This is a genomic window from Xanthobacter aminoxidans (genome assembly GCF_023571765.1).
In the GTDB taxonomy this organism is placed as follows: Bacteria; Pseudomonadota; Alphaproteobacteria; order Rhizobiales; family Xanthobacteraceae; genus Xanthobacter; species Xanthobacter aminoxidans.
The window spans coordinates 66,698-89,887 of sequence record NZ_JAMJXC010000005.1 but is presented as its reverse complement, the minus strand read 5'-3'; the positions used below and the strand labels follow the sequence as shown (position 1 = coordinate 89,887).

Sequence of the window (23,190 nt, the reverse complement as noted above, 5' to 3'; positions counted from 1 at the left end):
CGATCTATCATAGTCTAATAATGCAAGTCACTAGGGAACGGAACCAGACATGCCGGAAATGCGCCGATGAAGCCCGCCCGGTTCGACTATGTGCGCGCCGAGAGCATCGCCCACGCGGTGGAGGCGCTTGCGGGCGCGGGCGGCGACGGGAAGGTGCTCGCGGGCGGGCAGAGCCTCATGCCCATGATGAATTTTCGCCTCGTGAAGCCGTCGGTCCTCGTGGACATCAACCGCATCCCGGACCTCGACCGCATCACGCAAGAGGCCGGCGTGTTGCGCCTCGGCGCGCTGGTGCGCCACCGCATGACGGCGGAGGACGGGCTGGTGGCGCGGCACATCCCGGTGCTCCACGCCGCCATGAAGCACGTGGCGCATCTCACGGTGCGCAACCGCGGCACCTTCTGCGGCAGCGTGTGCCACGCGGACCCCGCCGCCGAGATGCCCATGATGACGCTGCTGCTCGACGGCACGATCCATATCGCTTCCCCGCGCGGCGACCGGACCATGGCGGCACGGGACTTTCTGGTCGGCTCCCTCTCCACCGCATTGGAGCCGGACGAGATGGTCGTGGCCGTCGATCTGGCCATTCCCGAGGACGGCACGGGCTGGGCATTCGAGGAGTTTTCGCGCCGCCATGGCGACTATGCGCTGGCAGCCATCGCCGTGCTCATGGCGCGGGCGGATGGACGGATGCGGAACGTACGCATCGCCATGATGGGCATCGCGGACACGGCATTGCGGTTCGCAGACGTGGAAGCGGCTCTGGAGGGGCGCGAGGGCACTCCTGCGGCCTTCGATGAGGCCGCAGCCCTGCTCCAGGCGGCCATCCAGCCGAACTCCGATCTCAATGCCTCCGCCGACTATCGCCGCCACCTCGCAGGCGCGCTCGCACGGCGCGCGCTCGCCGAGGCGTGGCAACGGACGGGCGAAACCACCGGCGGGGCGGCGTGATGCAGGACCAGGCCACCATCACGCTCACCATCAACGGGCTCACCTATACCCGCGCGGTGGACGCGCGGCTGTTGCTGAGCGATTTCCTGCGCCACGAGCTTGGCCTGACAGGCACGCACGTGGGCTGCGAACACGGCGTGTGCGGCGCCTGCACCATTCTTATGGACGGGCGCAGCGCCCGCTCCTGCCTGACCCTAGCCATTCAGGCAGACGGCGCGACCATCGAGACGGTGGAAGGGCTCGGCCGGATGAGCGATCTCGGCCGCGTCCAGCAGGCCTTTCGCGAGCACCACGGCCTCCAGTGCGGCTTCTGCACGCCGGGCTTCCTGATGACCATCACCGACATGCTGCGCCACCACCCGCTGGAGACCGACGACGCGATCCGCGAGGCGCTCTCCGGCAACATCTGCCGCTGCACGGGCTATCAGCACATCGTGGATGCGGTGCGTGAGCTGGCGCGCGAACGGGGGCCGCTGACATGACCGCCTTCGACGCTTCCGTGGAGATGCGCCCCCGGCTGGTCGGCCAGCGCATCAAGCGCACCGAGGACCCGCGCCTGCTGACCGGCTCGGGCCGCTATGTGGACGACATGGCCCCGCAGGGCCTTCTGCATGTGGCGGTCCTGCGCAGCGACCAGCCCCATGCGCGCATCCGGTCCATCGATGTCGGGGAGGCCTTCGCGGTGCCCGGCGTGGTCGCGATCTTCGATGCGGGAGACATCGCCGGAGACTTCAAGCCGGCCATCCCCACCTCCCGCATGAAGGGCTATTACGCGACGCCCTTCCGCCCCCTCGCCGAGGGCAAGGTGCGCTATGTCGGCGAGCCCGTGGTCGCGGTGGTCGCCGAAAGCCGATACGCCGCCGAGGACGCGTTGGAGCTGATCTCCATCGATTACGAGCCGCTGCCCGTCGCCGTCTCAAAAGACGACGCAGCTATGGATGACGCCCCGCTCCTGCATGACGAGGCCGGTACCAACGTCATCATCTCCCGCACCTTCGCCCGCGGCGACGTGGACGCGGCCATCGCCGCGGCGGCAGTGGTGGTGAAGGGGCGCTTCCGCATGACGCGCAAGACGCCCATGCCCATGGAAACCCGCTCCTACCTGGCCGAGTGGGACCGGCGGCGACAGGCCCTCACCCTGCATTCCTCCACCAACATCCCCGGCATCATCTGCGACGTGCTCGGCTCCTGCCTCGACCTTCCGGGCAACCGGGTACGGGTGGTGGCGCCCGACGTGGGTGGCAGCTTCGGCGGCAAGGGCTCGTTGAACCATGAGGAGATGCTGGTCTGCGTGCTCGCGCGCAAGCTGGAGCGGCCGGTGAAGTTCGTCGCCGACCGCATGGAAGACCTCACCGCCATGAGCCAGGCCTTCGATGAAACCATCGAGGCGGAGCTGGCGGTGGATGCGGACGGGCGCCTGCTCGGCCTCCGGGCGGACGTGATCGGCGATATCGGCGCCTATTCCATCTACCCATGGACCGGCGCGCTGGAACCCGTGCAGGTGGTGAGCTTCCTACCCGGCCCCTACCGCATGGAGCATTATCGCGGCCGGGTGCGCGGCGTGCTCACCCCCAAGCCGCCCACCGGCCCCTATCGCGGCGTCGGCCGCCCCTCCTCCACCTTCGCCATGGAACGGCTGATGGACATGGCGGCCCGCAAGCTCGGCATGGACCCCTCCGAAATCCGGCGCCGCAACCTGGTGACGGCCGAGGAATTTCCCTACCGCACCGGCTCCGGCATCATCTGGGACCGCTCAGCATTCCAGGAATGCCTTCAGGGCGTTTGCGAGCTGGTGGACTACCCTGCCCTCCTGCGCCAGCGCGACGCGGCCCGGGCCGAGGGGCGATGGGTGGGCATCGGGCTCGCAAGCTATGCGGAGCTGACGGGCATCGGCTCGCGCATCGCCGTCGCGCCGGGCATGCCCATCAACACAGGCACGGAGACCGCCTCCATCCGCATCGATGCCACCGGTGCCGTGACGGCCGCGTTCGGCATCTCCTCCCACGGCCAGGGGCTGGAGACGACACTCGCCCAGGTGGTCGCCGACGAGCTCGGCTGCCGCATGGAGGACATCGAGATCCAGCACGGCGACAGCGCCCTCGTGCCCATGGGCACAGGCACCTATGCCAGCCGGTCGGCGGTGCTCGGCGGCGGCGCCGCCACCAAGACCGCGCGCGTGGTGAAGGCGAAGGTGCTGAAGGCCGCCGCCTTCCTCATGGACGTTCCGGTGGACGACCTTGAGGCCGAAGGCGGCATCATCCGCGCCCGCTCCTCCAATGCGACAATGACCTTCCGGGAAGTCGCCCACGCGGTCTATGCGCAGATGGGGCGCATCCCCCACGAGCAGCGGGAGGATCTCGTCGGCTCCGAGAGCTACGACCCCTATCTCGGCACGGCCTGCGCCTCCACCCATCTTGCCATGGTGGAGGTCGATCCCGCGACCTTTGCGGTGACGGTGAAGCGCTTCGCCGTGGCGGAGGATTGCGGGCGCATCATCAATCCACTCATCGTCGACGGGCAGGTACACGGCGCCGTCGCCCAGGGCATCGGCGCCGCCCTGCTGGAGGAAGTGGTTCACGATGAGGGAGGCCAATTGCTGACCGCGAGCCTCGCCGACTATCTCGTACCCATCGCCAGCACCATGCCTGAGATCGAGATCCTCCATGTGGAGGCGGACCTGCCGAACAATATCGGCGGGTTCCGTGGCATGGGAGAGGGCGGCACCATTGGCGCGCCGGCGGCCATCGCCAATGCGGTGTCGGACGCCCTCGCGCCGCTCGGCATCGAGGTGGACACCCTGCCGGTAACGCCGGATCGCCTGTTCCGGCTGGTGCAGGCCGCGCGAGGCTCGGCGCGCCTTTGAAACAGGCTCCGGCTGTGATCCGCAGAAGCGGATCGGGCGCCGAACCCTGAGGATCCGGCGCCCGTCGCTCCACGGGAAGGTCGATGCAGCCGTGTCAGGGCTAAGACTGCACCATCTCCTTCAGCCGGAAGCGGATGATCTTGCCGGAGCCGGTGCGCGGGATCTCGTCCACCTGATGCACCACATGGGGCACCTTGTAGGATGAGAGGTGATGGCGGCAGTGGTCGAGCAGCAGGTCGGCATCGAAACTGCCATCGCGCGGAACCACGTACAGCGCGGGCACCTCGCCGAGTTGCGGATGGGGCACGCCCGCGACCGCGCAATCGAGCACGGTGGAGAACAGCAGCACCACCTCCTCGATCTCTGCTGGCGCGATGTTCTGCCCGCCGCGGATGATCAGCTCCTTCAGCCGTCCGGTGATGGTGACGAAGCCGTTGCGGTCGGCGCGGGCGAGGTCGCCGGTATGGTACCAGCCGTTGCGCAGGGCCTTGGCCGTCTCCTCCGGCTTGTTGTGATAGCCGAGCATGACATTCGGCCCGCGCACGATCAGCTCACCCTCCTGTCCCGCATCAAGATCGCGCAGGCTGGCCGGATCGACGATGCGCAGCGCCACGCCCGGCAGGGGGAGGCCGCACGATCCCATGACGCGCGAGGATGAGGCGGCGTTCATCGTCACCATCGTGGAGGTCTCGGTGATGCCGTAGCCATCCAGCAGCGGCACGCCGAAGGCCCCCTCGAACGCGGTGTTGAGCGTCGCCGGCATGATGGCTCCGGCGGAGACACAGACGCGCAGGCCCGGCAGCGTGTCGCGCCCTTCCGCCTGCGCCGCCTCCATCAGATAATGGAACATGGTGGGCACGCCGGGGAAGACGGTGAAGTCGCCAGTCTCGAGCAGGCGCATGGCCTCGCGCGTCGAATATTTCTCCAGAATGTATTCGCTCGCACCGGTGGCGAGGATGGACAGCACCGAGAAGTTGAGGGCGTAGGAGTGGAACAGGGGCAGCGGCGAGAGCACATTGTCCTCGCTGCCGAGGCCCACCACGGAGCTCCAGCACGCCGCCGTCACCCACAGCATGCTGCGGCAGGTGAGCAGCACGCCCTTCGCGCGCCCCGTCGTCCCGGACGTGTAGATGATGAAGGACGCCGCATCGATATCTGCGAGATCGCGAGCAGGCGTGGCGGGCGGCAGCTCCGCCAGCGCCTCGAAACTGCGCAGGTCGCCGGCGGGGGCGTCCACCAATAGCAGGCCGGCGACGCTGGGCGCCTCGCCGCGCAATGTCTCCACCATCTCCGCGCGGGCGGCGGTGGTGATGACGATCCGGCATGCGGCATCGGACAGGCGGTAGGAGACTTCGCCCGGCGCCGCATCGGCGCTGATGGGCACCGCGACGGCCCCGGCCCGGACGATGGCAAGGCAGGCCTCCACCCAAGCGACGCAGTTCGGCAGCAGGATCGCCACCCGGTCCCCGGCCCCGACGCCGAGCCCGGCGAGATGGCCGGCGAGGTTCGCCGTGCGCCGCTCCAGCTCGGCATAGGTGACGGCGCGCCGCGTATCGCGGAACGCGACTTTCGCGCCGCGTTCCGTCGCATGCCGCCGCAACAGCTCCGGTACCGGAGCGATCAGATCGGCCTTGAGCATCCGTTCCTCCCCATTGATCACCGCGTTCTTGTGCGCGGCTGTCCTCACACCATGCAGAAACCACCGGAGATGGAGATCACCTGCCCGGTGATCCACGAGCCCTTGGGCGAGGCGAGCAAGGCAACTGTGGGTGCGATGTCCTCCGGCTGGCCGAGACGGCGCAGCGGATAGAATTTGGTAAGCTTGTCGCGGTTGGCTTCCACCCACGAGCGGTCATGGGCGGTCTCGACGAGGCCGAGGGACACGGTGTTGGCCGTCACGCCGCTGCGGCCCAGCTCCCGTGCCAGCGACTTCATGAGGGCGATGGTGCCTGCCCGTGCCGCCGCAACGATGGCGAGGCCGGATTCGCCCACGCGCGAGGAGTCGCCGACGATGGCGATGAGGCGCCCGTCGCCCGCCTTCTCCAGATGCGGGACGGCCGCGTGGGCGAGATGGATGGCGCCATAGAGGCAGGTATCGATCTGCGCCTTCCACTCCTTCTCGGTGGAGTCGGTGAATTTCTGCCGGATGGCGAGGCCGGCATTGTTGACCACGATATTCAGGCCGCCGAAATCGGTGACGATGGCCTCGACCATCGCCTTGACGGCGGCAAAATCCGCCACGTCCGCCTTGTAGGCCTTCGCCTCGCCGCCGCGCGCGCGGATTTCATCCACGACCGCCTGCGCCTCTTCCGCCGAATTGCGATAGTTGAGCGCGACCGTCGCCCCCTCGGCGGCGAGGGCGAGCGAGATCTCGCGCCCCACATCGCGCGCGCCGCCGGTGACCAGCGCAACCTTGCCCTTCAGATTGAGATCCATGGAAAATCCGCCTTGCGTGAGATGATGGATGGAAACGGGCCCGCGCCTCACTCGTAGGCGTCCGCCCCTTTCCGCAGGGTCTGCCACTGGGCATCGTCATGGCCGCACAGGACGGTGGCGCCGCCCGCCTCGATCCTGCGGATTTCTGCGATGGAGCGGTTGTGCAGATCGACGTTCCAGGTGTTCTTCGGCACCACGCCGGGGTCGAGGCTGGTGCGCACGCTCACCGCGTCCGAGGCCAGCAGGAAGGGGCCGTCGCGGTCCAGCGCGACGAGCGCGCCGGTGAGGCCCGGCGTGTGGCCGGGAAACGGGATGAGGGTGATGCGGCCGTCGCCGAAAAGATCCTTCTCCCCCTCGATCAGCTCAAGCGGATTGCCCTGATCCCACTCCACCGGGAGATAGCCCGCGGAAGCTGCATTCTCCGCCTTCGCCGCGGCGAGTTCCGCCGCGTGCACGACAACCGTCGCCTTGCGGAAAAAGCCGTTGCAGCCGCAATGGTCGGGATGGAAGTGCGAGCACACCACCACGTCGATGTCGTCGGCCCCGAGGCCGACGCAGGAGAGCTGGGAGACCACATTGTCCTCGCGCCCCATGATCGGCGTCATGGCCCGCGCCATCCCGCCCCAGCGGGCCTCGGCGTCGTCCACCACGGACGGGTGGCAGCCCGTGTCGAACAGGACGTTGCCCTGGGCGTGGCGCAGCAGGATGGAGGCAACCGGCAGCTCGATGCTCTCGCTGCGGTCGGCGTCAGGCTGGTAGATATGCCGCTTCATCCGGAGGCGGCCGCCCGAAAGCACGTGCATCTTCATGGCTGTTCCTCCCGTGCGGGACCGCTCACCGCCCCTCGAAGCGCGGCGGGCGCTTCTCGGCGAAGGCGTTGCGCCCCTCCTGATAGTCGAAGCTGCGGGATGCGCCGTCGATGCGCGCCTGGGCGGCATCGAGATCGAGCGCGCCGGGCCCCATGGCGAGGCCATCGAGGATGAACTTCGCCCCGCTCACCGAGAGCGGTGCATTGGCCGCGATGCGTCCAGCAAGGCTCCGGGCCGCAGCCATCGGGTCGTCGGCCATCTCGTCCGCGAAGCCGATGCGCAGGGCCTCCCCGGCGGGGATGCGATCGGCAGTGTAGAGAATGCGCTTCGCCTGCGTGAGCCCGACGAGGGACAGCAGGCGCTGGGTGCTGCGCACGCCGTAGACGATGGACAGCTTCGCCGCCGGAATGCCGAAAATGGCGGTTGGCGCGGCGATACGGAAATCGCAGGACATGGAGAGGTGGCAGCCCCCGCCGAGGCAATAGCCGGAGACCACGGCGATGGTCGGCTTGCCCGCCCCGGCGATGGCGTCGGACGACGCATCCACCGCGACCTCGTAGTCCACGCTCTGCTCAAGCGTATGGCGCACCACCGGAAATTCGGAAATGTCGGCGCCGACGCTGAAATCCGCGCCAGCCCCCGCGAGCAGGATCGCCCGCACGTCACGGTCCGCGCCGAGTTCGGAAAATATCCGCGCCACGTCCCGCCACATGGCAAGCGTCATGGCATTGCGCTGCGCCGGACGATTGAGCGTGACAGTCGCGATGTGGTCCTCGACGGCGACTTCGATATCCGCCATTCAGCCCTCCTTGGCCCCGGTGCCCGCCTCGTCGACGACGAGGGGCGCAAGAACTTGGCGCAGCTTGTCCGGGAGTGGAACAGGCCGGTTGGTGGCGCGGTCCACATAGACGTGGATGAAATGCCCCTGCGCGGCCGCGACTTGGTCCGCATCGCGGAAGATGCCGATCTCGTATCGCACGCTGGTGGTGCCGAGACGCCCGACGCGCAGCCCCGCATGCACCATCGAGGGAAACGACAGGGATGAGAAATACTGGCAGCGCGTCTCCACCACGAGCCCGATGACAGGACTTGCCTGGACATCCAGCGCGCCCGTCTCGATCAGGTAATGGCCGACAGCCGTATCGAAGAACGAGTAGTAAACCACGTTGTTCACGTGCTGGTAGACGTCATTGTCCATCCACCGCGTCGCGATTTCCCGGAAGTGTGGGTAGTCCTGCCTCCGGTCCGGCGTTGTGCGTGCGCTCACCTGACGCCTCCCTCCAAGGACTGCCCGCGGGCAGGCACCTGCGGCTTTTGCCCGCCGCTCCAGGCCGCTCGATGGCGACCGCGGTGATCGGTTCCGCTGATCAATTCGTAACTTGCATTAATAGACTGAAAGTGCTGTTGTCAATGCCGCACCGACCGACACGGGACCAACTGCCCGGCCTTCGACAGCATTTCCTGCAGCAAGCACCAGTCCATACTGCATTGCAGGATAGGGCGACCGAGACGCGGCAATTCAAACGTCCATTTATGAAAGACATCGGTCGGCGCAGGGACAGACCAGCCGGACGCTAAGCCGGAAAGGCGCGCCGGATCATGCAGGAGGAAGACGGATGTCCAGGATCGCACACGTGGCGACGATTTGCGCCGCGCTTGCCATGTCGCTGCCGGCCTATGCCCAGAGCCCCGCGGCTCCGCCAGCCGCCGGCAAGATTTCCAACGACGTGGTGAAGATCGGTGTTCTCACCGACATGTCGGGGCAGTTCTCCCACGAAGCGGGCGAGGGATCCGTCACGGCGGTGAAGATGGCCGTCGAGGACTTCGGCGGGAAGGTCCTCGGCAAGCCCATCGAGGTCATCGTCGCCGACCACCAGAATAAGACCGAAGTCGCCATCGCCAAGGCGAAGGAATGGTTCGACGTCGACAAGGTCGACATGATCGCCAACCTCATCAATTCGGCCGTGGCCATCGGCGTCGCCGGGGTGGCGAAGGAGAAGAACGGCATCGCCATCATCAACGGCTCGGGCTCCTCGCGCCTCACCGGCGACATGTGCACGCCGAACTCGATCCATTATGCCTACGACACCTACGCGCTGGCCGTCGGCACCGGCAATGCGCTCATCAAGCAGGGCAAGAAGAACTGGTTCTTCCTGACCGCGGACTACGCCTTCGGCCACGCCCTGGAGGCCGACACCGCGTCGGTGGTGAAGGCCGGCGGCGGCAACGTGGTGGGCTCGGTCCGCTACCCCATCAACACGCTCGATCACGGCTCCTTCATGCTTCAGGCGCAGGGATCGGGCGCGGACGTGATCGCGGTTGCCGGCTCCGGTACCGTCTTCATCAATGCGGTCAAGGCTGCGCATGATTTCGGGCTGACGCAGTCCGGCAAGCAGTCCCTTGCCGGGCTTCTAGTGTGGATCACCGACATCCATTCCATGGGTCTCGAAAATGCCCAGGGCCTCGTGCTCACCAATGCCTTCTACTGGGATCGGGACGACGAGACCCGCGCCTTCTCCAAGCGCTTCGAGGCGCGCATGGGCCGCAAGCCGCACATGGGCGACGCGGGCGACTATTCCTCCACCATGCACTATCTGAAGGCCGTCGAGGCGGCGGGGACCGACGACGCGCAGGCCGTCATGGCCAAGATGCGCGAGATGAAGGTCAACGACTTCTTCGCCAAGAACGGCTACATTCGCGCGGATGGCCGGTTCATCCACGACATGTACGTCTATCAGGTGAAGAGCCCGTCGGAATCGAAGGGCCCGTGGGACTATTACAAGCTGGTGCAGGTCATCCCGGGCGAGCAGGCGTTCCGCCCGCTGTCCCAGAGCCAGTGCCCGCTGGTCAAGAAGTAGCGCGCGCCGGGCGGCCCCGGCGCGGGGCCGCCTGCTTCTCCGGCCGGGTCACATCCTGCGCCGGCGCATCCTCGCCCGGCACCAGAACCGCAACCATCCGGTCGCCGGCCTGCGGGGCGCCATACCGCGCAGGATCGTAATTGAGGCGGTAGCGCATGTCCGGCGCCTCGATCGGCTTGCGACACTTGTCGCAGACGACAACGGCGGAAAAATCGTGGCCGCAGTCGAGATGGGTCAGGATGAGAGGCGGATCGCCGGAGGACAGCCAGCGGTCGCCCCAGGCGCCCATGGTGATGAACGCGCCGTAGAGGTCCTTGCCCATCTCGGTCAGCCGATATTCGTAGCGTTCGGGCAGATCCTGATACTTGACCCGATCGAATACCCCGCGCGCCACGAGCCGGCCGAGCCGCTCGGTGAGGATGTTGGGCGCGATTCGCAGCTCGGTCTGCATCCGGTCGAAGCGCCGCACGCCGAAGAATGCCTCGCGCAGGATGAGAAAGCTCCAGCGGTCGCCGATGATCTCCAGGGAGCGCGACACCGAGCTCGGGCGCCCACGCGAGAAGCTCGCGGATTCCGCGGTGCGCCGCGCCCGTTTCGCAGGTTCCACGGGAGTGCGGCCGGCGCCCGGCCCGTCGCGGTAGCGCACGCGGTTCGCCTTCACCTCGCCGAGGCAGTGGGAACACGCCACATAGGGTTCGCATTCCTGCCCGCAGGTGGCGTGGATGAGCTTGAGCGGCGGCCCCTCTGGACCCGACAGCCAGCGGTCACCGAACCGGATGAGCGCGACGAAGCTCGGATAAAGCTCCATCCCGCAGCGGGTGAGGTGATACTCCGCCCGGCTGGAACTGGCCGAATAGCTGACCTGCCGAAAAATTCCCCGCACCGTGAGGCGCTTGAGCCGTTCCGCCAGGGTGCCGCGGGGCAGCCCGAGCGCGGTGCGGAACTCCTCGAAGCGACGCGCGCCGAAGAACGCCTCGCGGATAACCAGGAAGCTCCACGCATCCGACATGATCGAGATCGTGCGGCCCACCGAGCAGTTGCGCTCAAACAGCTGAAGCACGGCACGGTTCCGCGATGCGGCCTTCGCATTCGATGCAGGGCCCGCACGCTTTTCGTTCGGCATCTGGACGCAGACTCCATGCATCGGATTATCGTCTACTTATAGTATCAACCAATCGTCTCGTCGCGCGAATCGCGCCGTCGTGCAGCGCGGATTGAGCACTGAAAATTCCAACGAATGCCGACACCCATCAAAAACGACAATCTGAACTATCTAAACAGAAAGTATAAAGCGATCACCCTGATTAGTAAGGCAATCGGCCTTGCGCCGGAGGGTTTCCGGCGTGGACTGAAGCGCGGCTCCCTCTAAGGACCAGCTTGTTCACGCAAAACGCCGGCTCCCGGGCCTGATGGGCGATCGACGAAGCTGTTCGGTTTTTCGGTGAGGCGATCGTGACGCTGCCGGCTCTGTTCACGCTGCTCGGAACGGTGGCTGTCTGTCCGCGAGGTGGTCACGTTTGCAACGGAACCTACCCCTTGCGGTAATGCGCCTCGATCACGTCAAACGCCTTTCGTGCCGACGCCAGCTTCTCGAATACCGATACCGCAGTCCCATGGCTGACCGGCGGGCAGCCGTGACTCACATACGACGCCAGATTGCGCCGCAGCTCGCCATAGGTGGCGTAGAAGCCGACGAAGAGCGACAGGTTGGGTGCGCCTACGGCGACGAAATGCGGAACGGCCGCATCGAACATGGGCGTGTCGCGCGCCATGGAGGCGTTGATGTCCAGCACCTGCGAGGGGCAGGAGCCATTGGCACTGTCGATCCTGGCCTGCAGCCCCTCGGCCCGCTTCAGGACCTCGTTGAGCGTGCTGGCTTCCACAAGCAGGGCCTCGCCGACACGCCGCAGTTCGTCGGCCTTGCGCGCCTGTTCGGTTTCCGCAGAAATGGCGGTGGAGATGGCCAGGATGCCCGCGCCGGTCACGAAGCCAAGCATGGTGCCGATCAGCGTCTGCCACTGACGCAGCAGACCCAGTTGCGGGTTCTCGCCGCCGGTTCGGATGTCCACCACGATCAGCGCGCTCAGCGCGACGATGACGAGCGCGACGATCAGGATTGCGGTCGGGATCATGACCGCGCGCACGCCCCGCGCCGCCGCCCAGCGGTCGCACCCAGATGGCCACTGGCCGCTTGCGATGTGCCGATGGCATCAGTCGCGGGCAAGCGCACGCTGGGCCTCCTGGGCAAGATCGGTGTAGGCGGCCTTCTCCACGGTCACGGCCACGCCCTGAATGGTGCCACCCCTGAACGTGCCGGGCGACGTATAGTCCTGGCTCACCGCGTCGCCGCTGTCATAGCCGATACAGAGGCCGTCGCCGGAGAGCGTGAACTTGGCCGGCTGGGTCCGCATGGGTCCTTCGGCCACGACCTTGTCGTCGATGTAAAGCTTGGTGGTGCCGAGCGATTCACTGTGCGGGCCGGCACCTGTGCGGGTAAACTCCATTCCCAGCGTGTATTTGCCGGGCTTCAGATCGACATTGGAAATGAAGGTCTGCTCCGGCTTGATGCCGAGGAAGTTGTAGACGTAGTAGAGCTTGTGATCCTTGATGAACAAGGCATGTCCGCCGAAACGCGAGCCGTGGGCGAAGATCACGCCGGACGCATCGGGGGTGTCGATCTCCACATTGGCGAGGATCTTGTAGGACCGGTTGCGCACGTTGACCGCCACGCCCTCCGGCACCGGCGCCGTGCCGGGGTAATAGATGTAGCGGTCGCGCGCCGGCTCGGCACTGGGTCGCTCCACGCCGAGCATCTCCGGCGCGGTGCGGTCATCGAGCGGCAGCGCCAGATTGGTGCGCGCTTCCTCGTTCCAGGCCTTGATCAGCGCCGCGAGCTTTTCGGGGTGCGCGTCGGCCAGATCCTTTGATTCCGAGCGGTCCGCCTCGACGTTGTAAAGCTGCCAGCGGTCCTGATCGAACTTGCCCTTGCCCGTGAACGGCGCGTGCACGGCGGACGCCAGCCAGCCGTTCTCCCAGATGCCGCGCGTGCCCAGCATCGCATAGAACTGCCGCTTCTTCTGCGTGGGGGCGTCGGGCGCGGCATCGAACGTATACCGCATGGAGACGCCGGACAGGGGGAACTGCTCCACGCCCCGATAGACCTTGGGCATCTCGATGCCGATGATATCAAGCAAGGTCGGCACGATGTCCACCGAGTGGTGGTATTGATTGCGGATCTCGCCGCGCGCCTTGATGCCCTTCGGCCAGGAAATGACCAGGGGGTCCGCCGTGCCGCCCGAATATTGCGAATAGCGCTTGAACATCTGGAACGGGGTCGAGAACGCCGCAGCCCAGCCGGTGGGGAAATGCTCGTAGGTGTCGGGGCCGCCGAGCTTGTCGATCAGCTTCATGTTCTCGGCGATATCGTCGGGATAACCGTTGAAGAACTTGTTCTCGTTGACCGAGCCGTTCGGCGAGCCCTCGCCCGAGGCGCCATTGTCCGCCGCGTAGATGACGATGGTGTTGTCAAGCTGGCCGGACTTTTCCAGATAGTCGATGATGCGACCGATCTGGACATCGGTATATTCCGAGAAGGCAGCATAGACCTCGGCGAGGCGCGAGAACAGCTTCTTCTCGTCGGGCGAGAGGCTGTCCCAGGGCCGCACCATGTCCGGGGCATAGGCCGCGTCCGCCGGCAGCGGGTTGAGCGGCGTCAGCTGCGTGTCCTTGGGCAGGACGGCCCGTTCGATCATGCGCGCCAGCACCCAGCTGCGATAGGCCTCGTAGCCGTCGTCGAACTTGCCCTTGTACTTGTCGATAAAGTCTTGCGGCGCCTGATGCGGCGCGTGATTGGCGCCGGGGTTGTACCACATGAACCACGGCTTCGAAGGGTTGGTGGCCTTCTGGTCGCGGATCATGCGGATGGCCTGATCGGCCAGATCCTTCGAGAAATGGTAGCCGTCCTGCGGGGCAGAAGGCGGCTCGATGAAGCGATTGTCTTCGACGAGATCGGGATACCATTGATTGGTCTCGCCGCCGATGAAGCCGTAGAAGCGGTCGAAGCCCATGCCCAGGGGCCAGGTGCTGCGATTTCCGCCCGAAGCCACGTCCTGCTCCGGCACATTGTGGTTCTTGCCCAGCCAGAAGGTGCTGTAGCCGTTGTCCTTGAGGATTTCGGCGATGGTCGCAGCCTGCGGCGGAATACGCCCGCTCGCCCCGGGGAATCCGTTGGCCCCCTCGGTGATCGCGGCCATGCCGTTGAGCGTGTGGTTGCGGCCGGTCAGCAGCGTCGAACGCGTGGGCGAGCACAGCGCGGCCGTATGCCATTGCGTATAGGTCAGCCCTTCCGCAGCCAGCTTGTCCAACGTCGGCATATTGATCCGCCCGCCATAGGGCGACCACGCGGCCAGGCCGGTGTCGTCATAGAGCACGAACAGGATGTTGGGCGCACCTTCCGGCGCCTTCCTGGGCGTGAATGGACCCCAATCCGCCACAGAGTCGCGCACATCAAGCTCGATCTTGCCCTTGAAGTCCTTGTAAGGCCCCACAGGCTGGGTCTGCTGGGCCTCGGCGGGGCCGGCGATGGCCACGCCGAGGCCGATGCAGGCCATCGAAAGGAGAGTGGCTGGCTTCATGGCGGACCTCCCTGGTTGGCGATTGTGATCGCGTTCTTCTTCTCGTGCATGGCATTGGCCGGCGCCGGACCAGATATCCGCTCACGTCAGCGGACCCGCTTTTATCCCGCGTGTCGAATTTACCATCACTACATGCTCAGCCTGGCGTCGTTACTCTGGAACCGCTGAACATAATTACATGTCGATCAGGATGTCACAGGTCCGATTATAGCCTTGACGTCAGTCAATTCACTTAAAATTTGAGCGCTTTGGTCGTGCCACGCGAGGGGACTGCGCTGGCTGGGCGAGGAGAAGGTCGCGTCGGCCGCCCTCGCCTCCGATCACGGCCATCCAATTATCTCTAAAGGCGAAATCAGCTACCATCGCCTGTCGGTACACGATCTTGGCTGATGCGTGGGGGCGATGAGTGCGGTAGAGATGCGGTCGGCCCCGGCGGGGCGGCGAGACCGCTCCGGGACATAGTCTTCGTTGCTGGACCTGTACCGTGGAAGGTAGAAGAGGATGCGGCTCAGGAGCATCCTGTCAGTCTTGTTGGCTGGCGTCCTCGCAGCCTTGATGATCTCGTTCATCGCGGCGGCGCGGAGCGACCGAGACCGCCAAGCGGGTGCCCTGGCCGCACCTGCCGAACTTTCATCCGGCGGCATCGGGGCGTTAACGCCGCAGGCGCCGGAGGGATATGTCGGCTCGGCGGCATGCGCGGGCTGTCATGCGGCGGAGGCCAAGGCCTGGCTGGCCTCGCAGCACTCCGGCGCCATGAGCCTTCCAACGGAAGCAACCGTCAAGGGTCGCTTCGACGGGGGGGAGGTCGGTCAAGGTCCGGCGAGCGCTCGCTTCTTCCGGGAGGGGACGGGCTATCGCGTGGAGATCGCCGGCTCGGACGGGAAGCGGACGGTCTACCCCATCGCCTATACGTTCGGGCTCTACCCGCTCCAGCAATATCTGGTCGCCATGCCGGACGGGCGGGTGCAGGCGCTGCCCTTCGCCTATGATACGCGTCCCGCGTCCGAGGGCGGCCAGCGCTGGTTCCATCTTTATGAGGATGATCCGCCCATGCCCGGCGACCCTCTGTTCTGGACCGGGCCGCAGCAGAACTGGAACCACATGTGCGCGGAATGCCATTCCACGGCGCTACGCAAGGCCTACGATGCGGCGGCCGACCGCTTCGACACGCGCCTCTCCGAGATCAGCGTCGGCTGCGAGAGCTGCCACGGCGCCGGGGCCGGACACCTCGCCTGGGCGAAGGGGCCGCGCGATCGCGCGATATCTCATGCGGGATTTGCCAGTGCGGCCGCACCCCGGCCCGTCGTGGACTGGACTCCCGATCCGAAGACCGGAAGCCCGGCCCATGGTGTGGACCGGCCGGCTGGGGACGTTGTCGAGACCTGCGCGCGCTGCCACGCCCGCCGCGGCGTCTCGTCCGAGAGCTGGCAGCCCGGCCAGCAGCTGACGCAAACCCACATGCCCGTGCTGCTGGAGCAGGGCCTGTTCGAGCCCGACGGGCAGAATCAGGACGAGGTGTTCAACGATCACGCCTTCAAGCAGAGCCTGATGTACAAGCGCGGCGTCGCCTGCACCGATTGCCACGACCCGCACACTGCGGCCCTGAAAGCGCCCGGCGCGGCTGTGTGCAGCCAGTGTCACCTGCCGGAGCGCTTCGCGGTCCAGAGCCACACTGGCCACGTCCCGGGACCCGGCGCGCCGGACTGCATCGGCTGCCATATGCCGAAGCGCACCTACATGGTGGTCGACGCGCGCCACGACCATTCCTTCCGCATTCCGCGCCCGGATCTCTCCGTTGCGCTCGGCACGCCCAATGCCTGCACCGATTGCCACACGAAAAAGCCTGCGATCTGGGCCGCCGAGGCGGTCGAGCGCTGGCATGGGCCGGAGCGCAAGGGCTTCCAAAGCTGGGGGCCGGCGTTTCATGCCGCGCGCCTTGGGGCAGCAGAGGCCCGTGCGGCCCTTGTCGCGCTGGCTGGAAATCGGGACGTGCCGGGCCTCGTTCGGGCCACCGCCGTCGGGGCGCTGGCGCAGTTCCCGGCGCGCACAAGCGACGACGCGGTTCGGGCAGCCCTCGCCGATCCCGATCCCATGGTTCGGGTGGCGGGGCTGCGGGCGGCGGCCGGCCTGCCGCGCGCGGAGCGCTGGCGGAGAGCATCGCCGCTTCTGTCAGATCCGTCCGCCGCGGTGCGGCTGGAGGCGGCGGACCAGCTCGCCGATGTCCCGCTGGATGAGGTGGGCGAGCCTGAGCGCAGCCGCCTCCTCGCTGCGTTCAGCGAATACGAGGCAGCCCAGAGGCTGAATGCGGACCGGGCGGATGCGCGGTCCAATCTCGGCACCTTCCTTCTGCGCCGGGGCGATGGAGCCGGGGCGGAGATGGAGTTCCGCGCCGGTCTCAAGCTCGATCCGACCTTCGCGCCCCTGCGCGTCAACATGGCGGACCTCTATCGGCGGCAGAAGCGCGAGGCGGAGGCCGAAACGGTGCTGCGCGAGGGGCTCGCCATGCGCAATGACGCCGCCCTCCACCATGCGCTCGGGCTCACCCTCGTGCGGCAGAAGCGTTATGACGACGCGCTCGTGGCGCTGGCCGCCGCCCGCGCGCTGGCGCCCGCCGAAGCGCGCTACGCCTATGTGGAGGCGATCGCCCTGCAATCGCTCGGCCGCCAATCCGAAGCACAGGACGTGGCCCGGCAGGGGCTTGAGCAGAGCCCGAACGATCCGGCGCTGATCGGACTTGTCCTCAATGCGGCGCTGGGCGCCGGAGACGTAAGCCGCGCCCGCACGCTTGCGGAACGCCTGGCGGGCCTTCAGCCGGACAATCCCGAAGTGGCACGCATTGCCGCACGGCTCCGAGCGCGCTGACAGGCCTGCGCGACGAAGTCTTCGAACGATACCGCATGCGCCATAACCGTTACTGCCTGCGCTGCCGGTACCAGGGGCGGCATTCGTCGCCGGAGAGATCCTGTCAATGCCCCCCTGCGCCTGGTCGATCACCTCCAGCGCCTTGTCGGCGGTGGAGCCACCTGCGGGGATGGATGCCGCAGCGGTGCCTTGGATGACCCCGAACTGGGAAAGCGGCTGCGCCTCCACCGGCATCCAGCACAACGGTGCCAATCGAGGCGCAGGTTCTCGAACCTGAAAGCCAGGGTAAGAGTTCAAGCGCGGTCCTAAATGGTCCGAGCCGCTCGCCGCAGCGACTGCGGGGCTTGTCCGAAGGCGCGGACGAAGGCGCGGCGCATGCGCTCCGGATCGCGAAAGCCGGTCACTTCAGCGACGCGTTCGATGGGGTCCGAAGATGACTGCACGTACTCTCGCGCGACTTCCAGGCGCAAGCGCTCTATGGCCTTGGAGGGCGTCGTCCCGGTCTCGGCGGTGAAAATGCGCGCGAAATGGCGGGGGCTCAGCCCCGCCCGGTCGGCCAGCATGTCGACGGTGAGCGGCTTGTCCAGATGCTCCCGAACCCAGGTGAGCAGGGTGCCGAACCGTCCGTTCGGGGTCTTCAGTTCCAGCAGCGAGGAGAATTGCGACTGCCCGCCGCTGCGGCGATGGTAGAGCACCAGCTGGCAGGCGATGTCCTTTGCAACCGCATCGCCGTGCTCCTCCGCGGCGATGGCCAGCGCGAGGTCGATCCCGGCGGTGATGCCGGCAGAGGTCCAGACGTTGCCGTCGCGCAGGAAGATGCGATCGGGATCAAGCCGCACCTTTGGATAGCGGGAGACGAAATCCTGGGTGCGGCACCAGTGGGTCGTTGCCTTGCGGCCGTCCAGCAGTCCCGCCGCCGCCAGGACATAGGCGCCGGAGCACACGCTCGCCACCCGCCCGCCACGCGTGGCATGGCGGCGGACGAAGGCGAGGGTCGTCCGGCAGTCGATGGCGGCCTCGACCCCCAGCCCGCCGGCGACGACGAGCGTCGTGATGGACTTGGCCGACTTGAGGCTGGAGGCCACCACCTCCACGCCACAGGAGCTGCGGACCGGCCCGGGCTGTGCGGCGATCATCTGCACGTTCGGCGCGGTGGGAACCAGGCGGCGCGCGATCTCGAACACCGATGCCGGGCCCGATGCGTCCAGAAGCTGGAAATCCGGGAAGATCAGGATGCCGATCATCGCCATGGCCGAAAACGAGGGAACCGTGACATTCTACATATGATCGCACCATGCCATGCTCGGCGGGTCAAGATCGGACCCCGAAGGTCGTAGAATGTCTTCATCCCTGAAATTCGGCTTGCTCGTCTTTCCCCGCATCACGCAGCTCGACATGACCGGGCCCCTGCAGGTGTTCTCCAGCCTGCCCGGCGCTGAGGTCCATCTGGTCTGGAAGCGCATCGAGGCGGTGCAGAGCGACACGGTGCTGTCCATCCTGCCCACCACCGCCTTCGCCGACTGCCCCCAGTTCGACGTCATCTGTGTTCCGGGCGGCTACGGCACCGACGACCTGATGGGCGATGACGAGGTGCTGAATTTCCTGCGCGCGCAGGCCGCCGGCGCCAAGTTCGTCACCTCGGTCTGCACGGGCTCGCTGGTGCTTGCCGCGGCCGGGCTGCTGGAGGGTCGCAAGGCCGCCACCCACTGGAGCGCCATCGATGTCCTGCCCGTCTTCGGCGTGACCGCGAGCCGCGAGCGGGTATGTATCGACGGAAACCGCATCACGGGCGGCGGCATCACCGCCGGCATCGATCTCGGCCTGACTGTGATTTCCGAGCTGGTCGACCGCAGGACCGCCGAAGCCATCCAGCTGCGCCTGGAGTACAACCCCGCGCCCCCGTTCAATGCCGGATCGCCCGAGACGGCCCCGGCCGACGTTCTGGCGCTGCTTCAGGCGAGGATGAAGGTGGCGAAGGCGCGCCGGCTCGACATTGCCAGAGCGGCAGCGGCCCGCGCGCGGTGAGCCGGCCATCGGCGGCTATGTGACCCCGCGGTCGAGACCGTCGACCGCGGCCGCATCGCCGTCAATGGCCCGTGCCAGACGCTCGGCCGTGACAGGCCCAAGGGTAAACCCCTGGTGGCCGTGGCCGAAATGGAACCACAGGCCGGTGTGGCGCGTCGCGCGGCAGGCGAGCGGCAGCAGGCCCGGCAGACAGGGGCGCGTGCCGGACCAGGGCCTTGCTTCCACGGGCGATCCCAGATCCACGAGGGACCGGGCTGCGGCCTCCCCCCGCGCGAGTTGGCGCGGGCTGGTGGCGGGTGCAGCGGCGGACAGCTCTGCGGCGGTGGCAATGCGCAGGCCGTCGCGCATGGGCGACAGCACCACGGAGTGGTCGGCGAGCAACATGGGCCGGGTGAGGCCGTGGGTGCCGCCATAGTGGCGATGATAGCCGCGCTTGCGCACCATCGGCACGCGATAGCCGAGGGGCCGGAGCAACTCCGGCGCCCAGGGCCCGAGCGCCACGACGACGATTTTCGCGTTCATTCCCGCGACCTGCCAGCCGGCGCCGGAGCGCTGGAGGGTCCGTGCATCGCCGGCGACGATCCGACCGCCGCGATCCTCAAACAGCCGCGCGTAGGCGTCGACCAGCCCTCCCGGTGCAAGGCAGGTCCAGGGCGCTGTCCAGTGAACGGCCCCTGCCGGCGCCCGCCGCAAGGCAGGCTCGGCTGCGGCAAGCCCCGCCCTGTCGGCGACGGAGAAGGTGACACCATGCTCGCGCCCCTTGCGCTCCGCCTCCCGCACGGCGGCTGCAAGGCCCTGCTCCGTATCATGGACCTCCCAATAGCCGTCCCGGCGGATCAGCTCGTCGGCGCCCGCCGCCTCAATGAGGGCGGCGTGACGGGGCACGGCCTCCGATACCAGTTGGCGCCAGAGCGGAATGACCCTGCCCAGCGGACCGGGCAGGGATGACCGCCAATAGCCGAACAGCGCGGGCGCCTGCCCGGGCAAAGATGGCCAGTGCAGGTTGACGGCGTTCCTGGCGCCTCCCGCAATCGCGAGGAGCGCCAGCGGACTTGTCGGCAGCGCATACGGCTCGACAGCTTCCGCCTGGATGATGCCCGCATTGCCGTAGCTCGTTTCCGAGCCGGGTGGCGCGCGATCGATGACGACACAGTCGTGTCCCCGCTCCTGCAGAGCCAGCGCCGTGGCGACGCCGACCATGCCGGCACCCAGAACTGCAATTTCAGCCATGCTGCTTCCCCGAGAGCCGCCCGCGTGAGGGCCGCAGACTGTACTGTTATTCCTGAGCCATCGCTTCGAGCTCGGCCGTTGCCGCCGCTGCGTCGAAGATGCCCGTGCGTCCGATGAGCACCAGCCGCGCGCCCTCCACGGGCAGATCCGAGGGCAGCAGGCTTGCGCGGCGGCCGACGAGCTGGAACAGGAAGGTCTCGCCCGGCCGCTCGGCGACGCGGATCAGGCCCTTGGCCCGCACGAGACGCGGCGCGAGGTTTTCGATGACGGCCCTGAACCGCGCGAGGACCACGGCACGCGGCGACGTCCATTCGACATGGACGAAGCGATCGTCGCGGATCACAGGGGCCTCGGCGGGAGCGGCCGGTTCGCGCGGAAAGGGCTGGCCGAGAAGAAGCTCCAGCGGAACGCCGCCGTCCTCGTCCGCGACGAAAACCAGCGACTTGCCCATGCCCTCCAGCCTCGCCCGCAAGCTTGCATGATCGGCGGCGGCCGTCTCGCCGACCTTGGCGAGGACAATGATGTCGGCAGCCCGGACCTGGGCCTGCCAGAGGTCGTCGGCAACATCATGCGCCTCGGCATCCACCACCGTCACCACGACGTCGAGCCGCACGGCCTTCTGCAAGACGGGATCATGCAGCGCCTCGATGATCCCGCGCGGGTCGGACACGCCGCTTGCCTCGATCACGACGGCATCGATTGGCCGGCCGGCCGACAGCACCCCTGCAAGGGTGCGCAGCAGATCGCCCTGCAACGAGCAGCAGATGCATCCGTTCTTCAATGCAAAGACCGGAAGGCCGGTGGCGGAGAGGATCGCCTCGTCGATGGCGATGGCGCCGAAATCATTGACGATGACAGCCAGGGACAACTTCACGTCACCGTCCAGCATGGCATTGATCAGGCTCGTCTTTCCGGCTCCGAGCGCGCCCGCGACGACGACAACGGGAACAGGACGCGCGGCACGGTCCTCATGCATGCGCCGGCCCTCGGCCACGCAGCGCACGCCCCGGCCGGGCGCGCGCGTCGAGCCGGCCGTCCAGAATGACCGGTCGCCCGCCCACCAGCAGCGCCTCGACCCCTGCGGCCGGCGCCGTCATGTGGGAAAAGCTGGCCTGGGCGGCGATGGTTGCCGGATCGAACACGAGGATATCCGCGTCGCAGCCTTCCTGGAGGCGCCCCTTCCGCTTCATTTTGGACAAGCAACTTTCGATCAGGCGGGCCGGCAACACCGTGCACTTGGCCAGCGCCTCCACGAGGCCGATCTTGCCGCGGTCGCGGCAATACTCGCCGATGAACTTGGTGAAGGTTCCGGCTGAGCGCGGGTGGGACGACAGGCGCCGGGGCAGCGGCCATTCCTCGCCGCGATAGATGGTGCCGTCGGGCTCCACCCATGGCATTGCATCCGAGGCGATGATGCCGCCGGGGTAGAGCACCGACAGGTCGAGAAGGTTCTGGAACGCCGGTTCGCTCTCGATATCGAGGAAATGCCACGCCACCAGCGCGGCGGGGTCCGCGTCCCGCGCCGAAAGGAGGTCGGCCCTGTCCCTCAGGTGCTGACGATTGTGGATCAGCTCGATGCTGTCATATCCCGACCCGGTCCGCTCCGGAAAATCCGTGGCCGCGAAGAAGCTCGCCGAAATCACCGTCGAGCCTGTCCCATAGGGATAGGCCTCCACCGTGACCGGCAGACCGCGCGCCTGCGCGTGCTGGATCAGCGCCCGGCAACGCGCGATGTCGTGCAGCGAGGTCGAATTGAGGTGGCAGATGTGCATGTGCGCACCGGTGGCGGCGGCGAGGCCGATGATGCGGACATAGGAGTCTTCGGAACTCAGCGGATCCGCATTGGCCATATGGGCGATGTGCGTGAAGGTTGGCGCCGCATGGCGGGCCGCGAGGTCGCAGACCCGCGTCATCTCCTTGATGCCGGCGCCCGGCGCGTAGCCGTGGGCGATGCCGATGCCGATCCCCCCTTCACGCAGTCCGGCCTCGATGACGGAGCAGATGTCCTCGACCGCGCGCGCCCCCGCAACCTCGCTCGACCACCCGCCGCGATTGTCGGCCCCCTCCCCCATCATTTCCATCGGGTGCCGGCCCGGATCGGGCACGATGCCGGCCATCACCTGCTTGCGGGCGAAGATCCAGCTGGCGGAAGCCCCGTAGTTGAGCACCCGCCCGGCATTCTCCTGCCGCTCGTACCAGGCGCCGACCGGAAGGACGCCAACCTCCAGCTCGAGCGTCGTCGTCACCCCGTCGAACGCCTGCATCCAGTCCGCGGCGACACACTGGCCGTGGGCGTGGAGATCGATGAAGCCGGGGCACACGACGCGTCCGCCCGCATCGATCCGGCGCGTCCCGTCCGCTTCCGGAATGCGTCCGATCCGCACGATGCCGCCGTCCCTCACCCCGACATCGGCGACCTCGTCGCGGCCGGTCTCGGGATCGATCAGCCGGCCCCCGGAAATGATGCAATCGAAAGCTTCGCTCGGCACGACGTTCCGCCTTCCGTCTTCAAATGCCCGCCC

General features: G+C 67.2%; 18 protein-coding genes. 6 read left to right on the top strand and 12 right to left on the bottom strand.

The genetic code is table 11. The features are described 5' to 3' along the window. Positions 1-66 precede the first annotated feature (66 nt). The 3 genes from EJ105_RS10155 to EJ105_RS10145 are packed head-to-tail and all read left to right on the top strand — an operon-like array spanning position 67 to position 3,814. Complete coding sequence (locus EJ105_RS10155) at positions 67-951, top strand: FAD binding domain-containing protein (protein WP_250166237.1); 885 nt, start codon at positions 67-69, stop codon at positions 949-951. Then, positions 951-1,433: a (2Fe-2S)-binding protein gene (locus tag EJ105_RS10150; protein ID WP_250166236.1), complete on the top strand. Its 483-nt coding sequence runs from the start codon at positions 951-953 to the stop codon at positions 1,431-1,433. The genes EJ105_RS10155 and EJ105_RS10150 overlap by 1 nt, the downstream gene beginning before the upstream one ends. Then, positions 1,430-3,814: a xanthine dehydrogenase family protein molybdopterin-binding subunit gene (locus EJ105_RS10145; protein ID WP_250166235.1), complete on the top strand. Its 2,385-nt coding sequence runs from the start codon at positions 1,430-1,432 to the stop codon at positions 3,812-3,814. Before EJ105_RS10150 ends, EJ105_RS10145 begins: the two co-directional genes overlap by 4 nt. A 100-nt stretch (positions 3,815-3,914) precedes the next feature. On the opposite strand, the gene EJ105_RS10140 is transcribed toward EJ105_RS10145, so the two are convergent. Genes EJ105_RS10140 through EJ105_RS10120 form a run of 5 tightly spaced genes read right to left on the bottom strand, consistent with a single transcriptional unit; the run spans position 3,915 to position 8,326 of the window. After that, a complete protein-coding gene (locus tag EJ105_RS10140; RefSeq protein WP_250166234.1) occupies positions 3,915-5,453 on the bottom strand; it encodes a class I adenylate-forming enzyme family protein in 1,539 nt (512 codons plus the stop codon). Positions 5,454-5,497: 44 nt separating this feature from the next. Further along, the gene (locus EJ105_RS10135) at positions 5,498-6,250 is read right to left on the bottom strand and encodes an SDR family NAD(P)-dependent oxidoreductase (RefSeq protein ID WP_029554993.1); all 753 of its coding nucleotides are present in this window, start codon (positions 6,248-6,250) and stop codon (positions 5,498-5,500) included. Between the two features lie 47 nt (positions 6,251-6,297). After that, positions 6,298-7,059, bottom strand: a complete 762-nt coding sequence (locus EJ105_RS10130; RefSeq protein ID WP_250166233.1) for an N-acyl homoserine lactonase family protein — start codon at positions 7,057-7,059, stop codon at positions 6,298-6,300. Positions 7,060-7,084: 25 nt separating this feature from the next. Further along, positions 7,085-7,858, bottom strand: a complete 774-nt coding sequence (locus tag EJ105_RS10125) for an enoyl-CoA hydratase-related protein (protein ID WP_029554995.1) — start codon at positions 7,856-7,858, stop codon at positions 7,085-7,087. Next, positions 7,859-8,326 carry an acyl-CoA thioesterase gene (locus EJ105_RS10120; protein WP_250166232.1) on the bottom strand — a complete coding sequence of 156 codons (468 nt, stop codon included), beginning with the start codon at positions 8,324-8,326 and terminating at the stop codon, positions 7,859-7,861. A 349-nt stretch (positions 8,327-8,675) separates the two neighbouring features. Between EJ105_RS10120 and EJ105_RS10115 the strand changes: the two genes are divergently transcribed. After that, positions 8,676-9,917: an ABC transporter substrate-binding protein gene (locus EJ105_RS10115; protein ID WP_250166231.1), complete on the top strand. Its 1,242-nt coding sequence runs from the start codon at positions 8,676-8,678 to the stop codon at positions 9,915-9,917. Here EJ105_RS10115 and EJ105_RS10110 read toward each other — a convergent pair. The 3 genes from EJ105_RS10110 to EJ105_RS10100 form a co-directional block, all read right to left on the bottom strand. Further along, positions 9,907-10,977, bottom strand: coding sequence for a winged helix-turn-helix transcriptional regulator (locus EJ105_RS10110; RefSeq protein ID WP_250166230.1), 1,071 nt, complete (start codon positions 10,975-10,977; stop codon positions 9,907-9,909). The genes EJ105_RS10115 and EJ105_RS10110 overlap by 11 nt on opposite strands. Before the next feature lie 469 nt (positions 10,978-11,446). Next, positions 11,447-12,061, bottom strand: coding sequence for a hypothetical protein (locus EJ105_RS10105; protein WP_250166229.1), 615 nt, complete (start codon positions 12,059-12,061; stop codon positions 11,447-11,449). A gap of 66 nt (positions 12,062-12,127) precedes the next feature. Next, entirely contained in the window at positions 12,128-14,551 is a 2,424-nt protein-coding gene (locus EJ105_RS10100) for an arylsulfatase (protein ID WP_250166228.1), read from the bottom strand. A 753-nt stretch (positions 14,552-15,304) separates the two neighbouring features. On the opposite strand from EJ105_RS10100, the gene EJ105_RS10095 reads away from it, so the two are divergent. Continuing rightward, the gene (locus tag EJ105_RS10095; RefSeq protein ID WP_250166227.1) at positions 15,305-17,413 is read left to right on the top strand and encodes a tetratricopeptide repeat protein; all 2,109 of its coding nucleotides are present in this window, start codon (positions 15,305-15,307) and stop codon (positions 17,411-17,413) included. Positions 17,414-17,718: 305 nt separating this feature from the next. Here EJ105_RS10095 and EJ105_RS10090 read toward each other — a convergent pair whose 3' ends face one another. Continuing rightward, positions 17,719-18,657, bottom strand: a complete 939-nt coding sequence (locus EJ105_RS10090) for a GlxA family transcriptional regulator (RefSeq protein WP_250166389.1) — start codon at positions 18,655-18,657, stop codon at positions 17,719-17,721. A gap of 94 nt (positions 18,658-18,751) precedes the next feature. On the opposite strand from EJ105_RS10090, the gene EJ105_RS10085 reads away from it, so the two are divergent. Continuing rightward, entirely contained in the window at positions 18,752-19,438 is a 687-nt protein-coding gene (locus EJ105_RS10085) for a DJ-1/PfpI family protein (protein WP_250166226.1), read from the top strand. A gap of 15 nt (positions 19,439-19,453) precedes the next feature. On the opposite strand, the gene EJ105_RS10080 is transcribed toward EJ105_RS10085, so the two are convergent. From EJ105_RS10080 to EJ105_RS10070, 3 genes are read right to left on the bottom strand one after another with little or no spacing between them, the layout of a single operon-like run. Then, positions 19,454-20,668 carry an NAD(P)/FAD-dependent oxidoreductase gene (locus EJ105_RS10080; protein WP_250166225.1) on the bottom strand — a complete coding sequence of 405 codons (1,215 nt, stop codon included), beginning with the start codon at positions 20,666-20,668 and terminating at the stop codon, positions 19,454-19,456. 46 nt (positions 20,669-20,714) lie between these two features. Beyond that, positions 20,715-21,662, bottom strand: coding sequence for a CobW family GTP-binding protein (locus EJ105_RS10075; protein WP_250166224.1), 948 nt, complete (start codon positions 21,660-21,662; stop codon positions 20,715-20,717). Continuing rightward, positions 21,637-23,157: an amidohydrolase family protein gene (locus EJ105_RS10070; protein ID WP_250166223.1), complete on the bottom strand. Its 1,521-nt coding sequence runs from the start codon at positions 23,155-23,157 to the stop codon at positions 21,637-21,639. The genes EJ105_RS10075 and EJ105_RS10070 overlap by 26 nt, the downstream gene beginning before the upstream one ends. Between the last annotated feature and the right edge of the window lie 33 nt (positions 23,158-23,190).